We start from the raw sequence: 12,344 nt of genomic DNA, 5'->3' as shown, positions 1-12,344 counted from the left end.
TGTTCTACGCGCTAGTTGTATGAGGCCATGACGTTGGTGACACCGGTCCGGAGTTTGCTCGCGGGCGGCCGGTTACCGACGGCAGTATGCGGGCGATGATAGTTGTAGTGCACATTCCACACCTGTAGCGCCTGGGCGCGTTGCCGTTCACTGGTCCAGACGCGGGCGTAGAGGAACTCTTCGGCCAGAATCCGGTTGTAGCGCTCGACCTTCCCGTTGTGACGAGGGGTGTACGGGGTGATCCGTTGATGCCGGCCACCGTGGAGCACTTTCGCGAAGTCCTTCGCCCGGTAGCAGGACCCGTTGTCGGTGACCACCCGGTGGATGTGCACGATGCCGTGGGCGGCGAAGAACACCCTCGCCCGGTGCATGAACCCGATTGCCGTGGCGGCTTTCTCGTCGGCCAGGGCCTCGGTGTAGGCGAGGCGGGAGAACCCGTCGACCGCCGAGTGCAGGTAGACGTAGCCGGCGCGGGCACCGGCGGTCTTGGCGCGCTCGACTTTCTTGGCCTGATCCGAGCCCTTGCCGTGGACCCGCCAGCCACCGCCGTCGGGGATTCGGCCGACTTTTTTGATGTCGACGTGCACCATGTGGCCGGGCCAGCGGGCGATGATCCGGCGTGGCTGGCGGTTGTTCTCGCCGTTCGGATCGAGGAACCTGCGCCGGTTCAAGCCGAGGTGAGCGAGGTGCCGACTGACGGTGCGTACCGAGATGCTGATGCCGTCGGCGGCGAGCTCGTGTGCGATACGAGCCGCGGACCACTTGTGCTTCCGTCGCAGGGTCTCGATCCGCGCCACAGTCTCGGCCGGGGTCGCGGTGGGCTGGTGGTGCGGGACGCTGGGGCGGTCGAGCAGGCCGAGTTCACCGTGTTCGCGGTAGCGGGCCATCCATTTGCTGGCGCAGGCCCGGGAGATCCCCATCTCGGCGGCGACATGGGACAGCGGACGAGTCTGGCACCGCTCGACGAGACGGCGGCGACCTTCGACGGACAGCGGGGCGTTACGGCACCTCTCTGTGTCAACCGGGAAGCTGCGTCCGGGGTTGTAGAGTTGCCTGTGGTGGGTCCGGGAAGTGACCGATCCGAAGTGCCGGTGTGCGGGGTGTCAGCCGGCCGCGCAGGACATGAGAGCCGCCCCCGACTGTCCTCCCGGATCTGCCGCCAGCGCCGTTGCCGCATCGCGGAGGAGCTGTCGGTAGACGACATCGGACAGTTTTCTCTTCAAGCAGCGCAACGCTTCCCGGTGGCTCTTACCGGCTTTTCTTTTCCGTTGGTAATAGGCGCGGCCGGGGGTGTCTCGGCTGATCTGGGTGATGGCCATGATGTGCAGGCAGCAGTTCAATTGCCGGTCACCGGCGCGGGAGAGCCGGTGCCGAACGACATCGCCGGAGGACGCCTCGATCGGAGCGGTACCGGTATACGAGGCGAACGCGGCCGCGGACCGAAACCGGTGGATCGATCCGACCCGGGCGACGATCTTGCCCGCGGTCAAGTTCCCGATCCCGCACAGCTCGGTCAGTGAGCTGCCGGATTCAGTGACTGCAGATTCGATATCACTGGCGGCCTTGGAGATCCGCCGGTCGAGTTGTCGCACCTCAGCGACCAGGTCCACCGCCAACCCGCGAAGTGTTCTATCGGCGACGTCGCGCGGACGCACCCGGCGCAGCATGTTGGCGGCCTGGTCGGCGGTCAGTCCCCGGGGAGCGCCCGCAGCGATCAGGTGTGTAAGCACGACGTGGAGCCGGTTGACGGTTTGGGTGCGCGTCTTGACCAGGTCGTCGCGGTGCTCGACGATCGCCCGTAGCGCGATAACCGCGGCGTCCATCCGGGTTGTCTCCAGGCCCTGTGCGGTCCACGCAGCGACCCCGACGGATATGGCGTCGGCATCGTCGCTTTTACGGCCGTGGCCGGTGGAGAGCAACCTCACCCGAGCGGCAAGCTTGGCGGGGACGTCGACCACGTCCATGCCGTCCGCATTCAAGCGCCTGGTCAGCGGGGCCCCGAGACCGGTAGCTCCCTCGATGGCCCATCCGGTGTCCGACCAGCGCCCTGCGAATCGGCGTAGCCTTCGGTATCCGTCGTCGCTGACCGGAACTCGGAGGGTGGCCAACGGCCGCAGCGAGGCGTCGACCGCAGCTGCGGTCCACGACACTTTGTGCGGGTCGATGGCGATCACCACCGGAGTTGTGCAGTTGTTGAGTTCCTGCGTCATCACCACTCCCTCGACTCGATTCGATTCGATGAGCGAGGAGGGCACACCAACTTCCGGCTATGCAGACCTCTCTCGAGCCACTCCCCGCGGCGGAGATGGCCGGACCGCATGCCGTAACTGAGTCGACCCGCAACGGGCGACAGGTGGAGCATGAGCGTTGCCCGACCACCGCCTCGGACATCATGGCTGCAGACCACGACGCCTGCACCAAATTGAACAAGTTGGTGGAGCACGGACGGGTTCTTTCGTTCGGCGGATGAGTTGGTGGTACTTCCCATCCTGCCGTCGGAAGGCCCGTCCGCCTTCGTCAGCCCCTGGTGGTGTCTACAACGTCATGACCCGCAACAGCTAGTGAACTCATTCAGGAAGACGTGGGTACGCCGGCTCCACGGGGTTCATACCCCATAAGCTGGCAGACCTGTCAGCTGACCGGCCTGCTAGCGGACGGAGCCGGATAGCACCCGCAAGGAGGGTATGGCATATCGACGGGCCGGACTCCAGATCCAACGTCTCTTGATCCGACATACCGACGCGTATACTGCACGACCGTCTTCCGAATCACAGGCTTTCCCTATTTAGGTTCATGCAATTCACGATCGATAAGCGGAAGGAAATCAGGGGCAAGACATCCTCTCCACAAGGGCCAATGCCTCATCCGAACTCCCTGCAAAACTCACTTTCGGCATCTTGTGCAGATAATCGCGATAGATCGCACCCACCTTGCCCGTTTCGTTGTCCATCGCAACGACCGGTATTTGCAATAGCGAGGCGAGCACAGTGGCGTGCAACCTATCAGTCACGACCACTCGTCCTGAAAGCAAAATCTTACACGCCGTCCGAACGTTGAGGTTCGCCTGGTACTCGTACGCCGCCGCAACGGCGGGGTAGAGCAAGGGAGCAACACCCGGAATCCTCTTCGAGATTGCGCCAGGGACATGTAAAACTTTCCAAAGAAGCCCAGCCTTTCCACGGAGACCCCACTCCGCCTTCAAGTAACTTGCTTTCTCTGGAGTTGGAAAACCGTGGGACTTAGCTTCGTTATCCTGTCGAAGAAGCAAAACCAAATCCCGTCTTGGACTTTGAGGTTTCCGAATACACGACTGTTGGATCGAGCCGTTTCCAAATGCGAGATCTGGGCAAAACTTCACCGTCGCTGTCGGAAATAGTTCCTTAGTTCGCTCCACTCCGACTCTGTCACGAATGAGCAGCGTAAGATCAGGATGTCCAGAAAATATTCTCTGAGCTCGCTCGAGAGCATATCCTGGACCGAAATCGATGCTCTGCGGCAACTGAATAATCGTTCGATCAGGAAAATCTTCAATGACACGCTCACGGAAGCGCTGCATATGCGTCCACCGGTCACCAAGATTCCCTCCCCCTTGTATCAGAACCGGACCTACGCGAACCTTCCTTCGAAGGAGACTCGGATCGTAACGAGAGGAGTCGGCAACATATCCAACCTTAACACCGAGTCTCTTGAGATAACGTCGAGTTCCTTGCCATATTAGGGAGTCACCGGCATTCTGGTGGTTTGGAAAATCCAATAGCGCGACTTCCTGGCTCGGATCTATAAACTCCTTAAGAACGTTCAAAGTATGTTCTTGAATCCCAGAAATCGCATCGTCGAAATCAGTGGTCATCCCTGCAACCTCTCTAGAGCGAGCAAGTCAAGTTATACAAAGCAAGTCAAGTTATACAATCAGCCCGGAACAGCAGTAGCCTGCTTAGGAGCGCGCCGCAGAGGGCTCCCCCTCATGGCGGCCCCGCGTCAAATTTGGGGAAGAATTAAGATAACTCTCTCCACTCCATTCTCGACTCAAAACGACCCAGAAAAATCCCGTGACGAAGGAAAATAGGACAAAGGTGGACCCTCCCAAGAGTCCCCATCCGGTGAACGCAATGACCGCAAACCCCGGTATCGCTGATAACCATACCCGTGCATATTCACCCGAATAACCCGACGCTGCCCTCAACTTAAATGCCTTACCTGTTACTATAAGAAAGGGGACGAAGACGAGAAATCCGCCTATCAATCCAAGCTCAGCAACCGCCAATATCACCGCATTGTGAACTGGCCAACCGTTCGCGGTCAACGGATCATATGCGCCGACAACCGGAATATATAAATTCGGACCCGTACCGATCCAAGGACGCAATTCGATCTGCTTCAACGCGACTTCCATAAGATGTTCACGGGGGCCGCCCATGGGATCTGCGCTGAACCGAGCGAGGTAGATACCCAACGATGAAATCGCAACGAGTCCCGCAAAGAACGCGACAACCGCCTTCTTAGGTCCAAAATTAGATTTCGCTTTGGTAACAGCCGATACGATGGGCCATGCCAATAGCAGCGTTAAGGCAGCAACAAAATTCGCCCGTCCCTCGGAAAAAACGAGAGGAATCGCGAACAGGCCGAGTGATGCTGCACCAAGCCGCCGAATATCGCGTCGCTCGGCTCCCAACAAAGGAAGAGCAACCATGATGAGCAGGAAGACCAGCTTTCCCAGCGTCCCAGGATGGTCCGTTGTACCCGAGATCCGTCCTGCAGTTGTTTCCGAAGTAACTTCATTCACAGCGAAGAGTTGAGTAAGCGCAGTCGCCGTCCCAAACATTTGAAAAACGGAAAACGCAGCCTCGACCACCGCTACCCCGAAGATGACCCACGCAAGTTCGGCGTACCCCCGCAATAATCGCCCAGCGAAAAGCCCTCCCATACCAGCCGCAAGGCCAGCCCACAGATAGTGCAGACTACCCGAAATGACGGCCGGACTTGCGGGCCACACAAATGCGGCACCGAGAGTAACAAATAGTATTGCCGGCACCCACGGAGCTGGAATTATCTTTCGCGCAGCCGCGAAGGAGACGAGCGCCACAGCCACCAGGACTAAGGAATAAATCCATACACTTGGCACGCTAGAGGTAATCCCAACGTGGCTTGTAGGCGCACCGATACGAAATATGCTACGCGAAAATGCAAATATCGACAGGAAGAATACTCCAAGCACGAAAGCAGGAAGCTGCCGCGCACCATAGGCGAAAATGCCAACCGCCAGAACTGCCGCGGCCAGTAGCGCAAGCTCGAATAGCTCAGTAATCATTGGAAGCCTCTACTTCGGTGTTCCGGGGTTCTCGACCGACCACACTGGGCGGCCTCCCGTCGACGATCCGCAGCCATGCTTGCCAGCCATATAAGCACCGCTCACCATACCTGCGAGAAAACTTTCTCATAGAGTCATTGGGAAGGTTCAGAGCAGCCTGCACCGCGGACACCCAGTCACCATTCGCCACGAGAAGGGGTGAGCACTCCTCGAGCAAATCAGACAGAGAACTATCTGCGGGACCGACGAACGGCACCTCGTTTTCTAAGCATCGTATTGCAATTCCGCTTTGATAGAACCTTTTGTACGGGATCAATACAGCTCCGGAACTCCGCAGGAGTTCATCCAACTCTGTTTCTGGGATAAACTTGTCCCTCACCCTCCAACCTGATATTTCAGGCCATCCACGGCCATGTATTTCGAATGAGATTTCGCTTGGACAATGTTTGGGAATATGTTCAAGGGCGGACAAGTCTCGGTCGCGCTTGAATTGCCCGAAAACTCGTACATCTCGCGTCCTTGTAACATCACTTCCGCGAGAGTTGTGCAGAATTGGATGCGGTAAATTAATTGCATTCTGCGTTCCGGAATCTTCTCTGACATGTGCAAGAGCGCGCTCGCTATGCACGATCATCTTCCATCGTGCGCCGTATAGCCGCACGCACCACCGCACCACTCGTCCGTATCCCGCGCTTCTTACGAGGGGGCGGGGGTCATGCATAACTACCCAAGCATGTGGGCCAGCGAGTACTCGCACAAGTAGCACATCTATGTAACCGAGAACTGGCCATGTCACAATAACCGGAGCACGGACGCCATTCTTTCGCGCGATCTTTCGCGATTTCATCAAGAGAGCGACGTAACGAGCGAGCCACCTTACACGTCCGCCACCCGTGGCTGACGGCTCGCAGGTTGCAAGTACGGAGGTATCTACTCCGAGCTTGTTTACAGTCGCCTCAAGTTCGCCGACGTAGTGAGCAAGAGCTTTTTCTAGTGGATTGACGATGACAAGACCCGCCTCCTTGGGCGCCATGTCCCGTACATTCCAACCTTCTCGTAAGCGTCGCAAGCGCAAGACGGTCCGCTGATCGAAATGACGCAACCCCGCGAGTGCGGTCCGCGCGTATGCATAACGAGGAGTGAGCAGACGGCTAAGCGGCGAACCGTGGCGACGCTGAAAGCGGTAGGTGTTCCTCGCGGACCAATACGGTGGGAGTCCGGCGGACGATTGCCAGACGCGCGCATCCGTCGCAATCGCCACCCCATACCCGTGGCGGGCCAGGGAGAGATGATGGTCAACCTCTTCCATATACAGGAAGTAGTCCTCGTCCACGGCACATGCTTTCAGCACCGACGAGCGGTACATCAAGAAGGCTCCATCGAGCCAGTCCACACGTCGGACGGCGTCACCACCGCTTCCGCACACATGTTCCACGGCTTCGAGGTGGCGCCTATGTCGAGGAACTCGCAATAGCCGACTGAGGTACCCGCCGGCGGACCAGACAACGTCTCTGTCGGAGCCGGTTATGAGGAGCGGGCCTACAACCCCCAACGTGTCATCGTCAGCCAGCACCCTTGCCAGAACTGCGACTGCATCCTCGTCAGGCAGCGATTCGTGTGTCGATATAAGTGTAAACGGAAGTCTCCGCCCTACCGCGTCGAGGTAGCGCACTCCAAAGTTCACAGCCGCGCCGTACCCATCATTTGGACATGCAGCGAGGAGAACCTCATCCGGGAGCTCGAGCTTCAGGCTGTCGAACGTCGTCTGGTCTTCGCTATTGTCGACAACCACAATATTTTGTGGCGACAAACCTGCCTGAGTCAGTGCGCCGATTGTGTCGCCGATAGTCGCAAGGCTCTTATGGTGGACTACTACCGCAGCTACGGAGTCCGAAACGTTCAATCGAGATTCGGAATCGAGATACGAAGACTTCATTTATGCCCTCCTTGCGACGGAAATAAGCGCGTCAGCAATTTGCGAGGTTATCTCCTCAAAATCGGGAGCCGACGCTACGCTTTCCTCGGCATATTTCACGAACCGCGGACTCAGGACTTCCTTCAAGTCGAGCGGTTTATACTCGCTTCTAACTGTAGCGAAATAATCCTCAAATTTGAAGCGAGATTCGCTGCCGTCGCGCTCCAAATTGACAGGAATCACGGGAGTTCCCACTGAGTGCGCAACAATGATCCCATGTAAACTAGAGGATAGAAGTACGTCCGAGTCCATGATCTTTCGGATCACTCGCGTCGGTGAATCTGTGGGGTAGATAATACTGAACCCCTCCTTCGACGCTTCCTTGATGCACGCGACACCCTCGGGCGACGACCAAGACCTAAAGTGCGGTAAGAGAGTGCGACGAGCAACCTTGCTACGCCGCCGTCCATCAGCTGCCAGCTTCGCCGCAAGAACACCGGGATCGCCCATCGGCAGGCGGTCAGAACACCCCAGAGCGTCTCGTGTCCGGGGACCACGTACAGCTAGCACTTTCGAAAATTGCAACGCACGCGCCTCACCGTCGTGCGACACGTTTCCATCTCGGGAACCCGTTCCCCAGACTACTGCCCCTCGCGCACCAGCGAGGAGGTAGAAATCCAAAATCGATCCAATGCCCAATATATCCGCGGACTGGGGACGAGACCAAGAAATCTTTGTTCTGAATGCGTACTCAAGGGCGTACCTCGAAAGTTCATCGCCAAAGTTCGTGAAAGGCCGGCCAGTCCGGGCGGACTGACGGGCCCACATCACAGAGGACCCGCGGACCTCCTCCCGAATCGTCCTAGGCATACGAATTGGTGACCACCAAAATGCTTTCACAACAACCTCCTACCCGCCATTTACTTGCTCCGGCCAATTAGCGTTGTCGTCTTGAAAATCATCGACACATCCCGGCGGAAGGCTGGCCACGCAGCCGCGACAGCAAGTAGTGACACGGCCATGAAAAGGGGCGACATGAGAAGACTCACCAGATCAGTTTCGAAAACCGTTGATCCAACATACGCGCCGAGCCCACCCATGGCGTAGGCGGTGACGGTTCGAACACCTGTCAAGAACAAGGGCCATACACTGACTCCGTGCAATACACGCAACCAAGTGAGCCCCAAGGGCCAAATAATCGCAACGCCAATCGCGTACGCGACTGCCGCTTCATGTATCCCGTTCAATGACCCAAGGACCACCAGCACGATGAGGCCACTTCTGGTCAGTAGCGCAAACCTCAAGTTTGACCCCGTCAATCCCTTGGACAAAAATATCCAGTAAGACGAAAAGCTCAAGATTTGGAATACGCCGCCAATAATGAATATTTGCAGCAGAGGTGTCATTCCGCTCCATTTGTCGCCAAGAACTAAGCTTACAAGCGAATCGGCCTGAGTGAATGCCCACACGTAACCACAGATGATAAGGCTGCTGAGTACCAGCTGCCCTCGTAGTACGAACTGATTAAATCTGTCCGTCTCGTCCTGGATTTTCGACAACGTTGAGAGCGCAACATTCGTCGCAGGTGCAGTCAATTGATTCATTGGCAACGAGAATAATTGATATGCACGGTTATAAAGTCCCAGCGGCTCCGCACCAAACCTTTTTCCAAGAAGAACCGAACTAATATTGGTGCTCGTATAAATTACCAATTGTGTCAGCGCGAAGTTGGTTCCGTAGCGCAACTGGGTAGCGATCTTGGTGCCTCGCGACGGAAAACTCGGGCGCCAACGAGCAACGAAAATTAGCCCCACTAGGATCACACCCGCTTGGATGATCTGCTGCCAAGCCAGGGACCAATACGACCAGCCACTTAAAGCCATCACCACAGCCAGACCAAGGGCAACACTCTGCGCGACTACTTCAATGCCCGAAATTCTCCCGAATTTCATGTCACGGACAAGACCCGCACGATACTGCGACGCGACTCCATTAATCACGAAAGTGCACGATATCAGTCGCACAACGTCAGATATCTCAGGATGATTATAGAAGGCAGCGATTAAAGGTGCCGAAATAAACAGGGCTACGAAGAGGACGAAGCCAATCGCTGTATTGATCCAGAAAAGTACGCTTTGTTGATCTTGGCTCAACTCTTTGCTTTGGACGGCCGCGGAGGAGAGTCCGAGATCTCGAATAATTTCCCCGATCCCGACAATTGCGATAATCATTGCCAATATACCGTAGTCGGCCGGCGTAAGGATCCGACCTAACAGAACTATCCCCAGCGATTGAAGGACGAAGCGCCCAATCTGCGCTCCGCCACTTACTACTGCGCCACGGGTGGCGAGCCGTCCAAGAGATAATCGCGACGCCGACCCACTAGAGACGGTCGTGTCGTTCTTCTCGGGAGTATTCGGTGCGCTCATAAGAGAGACGCCTTTATGTTGGGGTAAATTCCCGCAATGGCGTACGCGTGCGCCTGCTGCGTATAGATACTTCTTGCTTGGAGCAGCGCGCGTTCAGCAGTTTTTGTCGCGTGCTCCCGATCAATATGGGCTCTTACCACGGCTTCGGCAAACGTCACCGTGTCCGAGGTCACGGCGAGATAGCAATCACTGTTCAGGATTCCCTCTGCACCGATTGGTGTCGATACCACGGGAACTGCCCACAGCATGGCAGTAATTGTCTTAAACTTGACACCCGCGCCTCTCAGTAGAGGGACGACAGTCACGGATGCTGATTGGTAATACGGGTCAAGTGTGTCCACGTATCCGGTAATTGTAACGTTTGGGGATTTTCTACCCGCTTGCAACATTTCGGTAGATGGTTTTGCTCCTACGATATCCAAATGCGCTTCCGGCAACTTCTGGAGGATTTTCGGCCAAATAGAGTCCATAAGCCATAAGGCCGCTTGCTGATTCTCGGCGCGATCGAATGCCCCGACGAATAGTATGCGGGGAGCGGAGGCACTACGCTGCGTCGGTCCTTCGAGGAGCGGCATTGCCGGCGTGTCCAGCGGAGGTGGAGCGATAACAAAACGCGAATTCACACCTAGATTTTCGAGTTTTGATTTACTATCAGAGTTAAACACCAATAGCTCGTCCATGCTTGAGCATGTTACTCGTTCTATAGTGTGGCAGAAAGCTGTCACCGCTTTCCCGATCGTTCTTCCGTACAACCCCTTTGTTTCCATGAGCCGAACAAGACGTTCGTTGATGACGTCGTGAACAACTCCGACGAATCTAGCATCAGGAGCACAAATTCGAGAGAAGTAAACGAATACAAATAGCTCCGTGTGTTGGAATTCCACGACGTCAGCTTCCCGCAACGCGGCACGCACGTCCGGCGAAAGCATGAATCGGATTGCGAAATCGAGGGGAGGTAGGATAGGCGCAAGCTTGCGGATAACTCTCTTTAACGCTCGCGTCAGGAGGCCCTTTCCCCATAGCGGCTGGTTTACTAAGATCACATCGAGTGAAGGCGGGTCGACCTTGGAAGCCCCTTGAATGTTCTCCGGCGTTGCGAACGCGATAACACTGGTTTTCGACCCCTTTGACACCTCGTCTAGGTGCCGGCGGATATATTCGCCCCCCGCGTTCTGAATGCCTTCATACGGCACGTACATGGAAATGGAAACAACTCGTGTTTGCGGAGTTCGTTCATTCGAATCAGCGACTTCGGTGGCCACGCTAGACGTTCGCGTATCAATTATCTTTTTCGGAAACGGAGCACCACTCGCCCACTTGCACCATCGCGTGGGAAATCGCACCTTAAACTCCCACCATCGCGACAAGGTCCTTCGCCATCCTACGGGTATTGAAATACTCTTCGATCCGTCGGCGACCCTGGAGCCCCATTTGTGCCCCTGCGGCGGGGTCACGAAGGATCGAAATTGCCTTGTTGGCCAGCGTATCTGCGTCTTCAGGAGGAACTAGGTATCCCGTAACCCCATCGTCAACATAGTCGTCGATTCCAGGGGTTGCGGTAATTACTACCGGTCGTCCGCTTGCTGCTGCCTCAAGCGCAACTGTCATGCCTGAACCGTGAAGGTTCATTCGCGTCGCGACAACGACGACTGCGGCGCGTGTATACAATTTCTTGAGATCGGCATGAGGCACGCGGGCAATTTTTTGCACACCCTCGGGGGCGGTCAAATTACTGTTCGTCTGTACAACAATACGGATATCAGGAAACTTGCTGTGGATCTTATACATCGCTTGAAAAAGCGTTCTTGTGTCTCGATCAGCATCGTTTCCTACGCTTAGAATCATTGGTTCCGGAGGGTAAAGGTCCGGTTTGAAGTATTCGTGATCGATGCCAAAAGGTAGGTACTCGATCTTCTGAGGGGACACGTCGAGCCAGTCAGCTAATGGATGAACTTGTGCTTTGGACAGACACCACAATCCGTCCATCCGCCGAAGCCCGCTTCTCATAGCCTTGTTCCGGAGTTTGTTTTCTTTCCGCATTATCTCGTCAGTTGACCAGATAACGCCCGAGTACATTTTCTCGGCCGGCGCATGATAGAGCATCCTTTGCGCAGCCCCTTCATCCCAAGTGAGCGAAGTAGTCCCAGAAGGGACTCGTCGAGCGTTTGGGTACATACCGAATATTGCGGCGATTTTCCCGGTAGATGGGACGGAGGGGACATCTTTGTAGGTGACCTGGCTCGCGGCAGTCCTCATGGCCTCCAGTCCATAAGGCCACTGTCCCGGCACCTCAGTATTTGACGCAAGGTCGCCCCAGATCCGAACCCCACGGTCGTCGGGATAAACCACTGTAATTAGGTCAGTCACGTAGAAGCCTTCGCCGTGTGATGGAGCACATCTCGCCCCAAAGACAAAATTTTTGCACGATTGTGCTTGCACAAAGGAACGGTCGGTGAGCAGGTGAGAGCCATGAAGACGAACTACCGCGATACATTGAGTAGGCGGAGCAAAGGCCGAGCCCGTTCGGGTTGTTCCCTCCGTATGAATCGGACACACGCTGCTATACGCGGCGTCTTAGTCCTACCTGGCACCCCTATCCTGCGCACCTGCGCGACGGCACATCCGTTGGCAGGCTCGCCGAGGACGCGGGTTCCGCAATAGCGCGATGCCTTCCGAGGCTCCACCTCTGCCC

General features: G+C 56.4%; 9 protein-coding genes. All 9 read right to left on the bottom strand.

Annotated elements, in window-relative coordinates; translation table 11 throughout:
* Window positions 1-11: 11 nt before the first annotated feature.
* Window positions 12-992, bottom strand: a complete 981-nt coding sequence (locus M3330_RS15875) for an IS481-like element ISRae1 family transposase (protein WP_080678490.1) — start codon at window positions 990-992, stop codon at window positions 12-14.
* A gap of 111 nt (window positions 993-1,103) precedes the next feature.
* The gene (locus tag M3330_RS15870) at window positions 1,104-2,210 is read right to left on the bottom strand and encodes an IS110 family transposase (protein ID WP_041803832.1); all 1,107 of its coding nucleotides are present in this window, start codon (window positions 2,208-2,210) and stop codon (window positions 1,104-1,106) included.
* A 614-nt stretch (window positions 2,211-2,824) separates the two neighbouring features.
* Entirely contained in the window at window positions 2,825-3,850 is a 1,026-nt protein-coding gene (locus tag M3330_RS15865) for a polysaccharide pyruvyl transferase family protein (RefSeq protein ID WP_041803448.1), read from the bottom strand.
* Window positions 3,851-3,934: 84 nt separating this feature from the next.
* Window positions 3,935-5,308, bottom strand: coding sequence for an O-antigen ligase (locus M3330_RS15860; RefSeq protein ID WP_144376949.1), 1,374 nt, complete (start codon window positions 5,306-5,308; stop codon window positions 3,935-3,937).
* Window positions 5,298-7,244, bottom strand: a complete 1,947-nt coding sequence (locus M3330_RS24510; protein WP_080678491.1) for a glycosyltransferase — start codon at window positions 7,242-7,244, stop codon at window positions 5,298-5,300. Before M3330_RS24510 ends, M3330_RS15860 begins: the two co-directional genes overlap by 11 nt.
* Window positions 7,245-8,051 carry a polysaccharide pyruvyl transferase family protein gene (locus M3330_RS24505; RefSeq protein ID WP_369683125.1) on the bottom strand — a complete coding sequence of 269 codons (807 nt, stop codon included), beginning with the start codon at window positions 8,049-8,051 and terminating at the stop codon, window positions 7,245-7,247. It lies immediately after the preceding gene.
* Between the two features lie 92 nt (window positions 8,052-8,143).
* The gene (locus tag M3330_RS15855; RefSeq protein ID WP_041803450.1) at window positions 8,144-9,652 is read right to left on the bottom strand and encodes a lipopolysaccharide biosynthesis protein; all 1,509 of its coding nucleotides are present in this window, start codon (window positions 9,650-9,652) and stop codon (window positions 8,144-8,146) included.
* Complete coding sequence (locus M3330_RS15850; protein WP_144376951.1) at window positions 9,649-10,914, bottom strand: glycosyltransferase; 1,266 nt, start codon at window positions 10,912-10,914, stop codon at window positions 9,649-9,651. The genes M3330_RS15855 and M3330_RS15850 overlap by 4 nt, the downstream gene beginning before the upstream one ends.
* An 82-nt stretch (window positions 10,915-10,996) precedes the next feature.
* The gene (locus M3330_RS15845) at window positions 10,997-12,019 is read right to left on the bottom strand and encodes a glycosyltransferase family 4 protein (protein WP_080678494.1); all 1,023 of its coding nucleotides are present in this window, start codon (window positions 12,017-12,019) and stop codon (window positions 10,997-10,999) included.
* Between the last annotated feature and the right edge of the window lie 325 nt (window positions 12,020-12,344).

The sequence above is a fragment of the Rhodococcus sp. GA1 genome, assembly GCF_024321955.1.
GTDB classification, from domain to species: domain Bacteria; phylum Actinomycetota; class Actinomycetes; order Mycobacteriales; family Mycobacteriaceae; genus Rhodococcus; species Rhodococcus pyridinivorans.
Note: the sequence above shows the minus strand (reverse complement) of the source record. Positions and strands in the feature narration are given on the sequence as shown.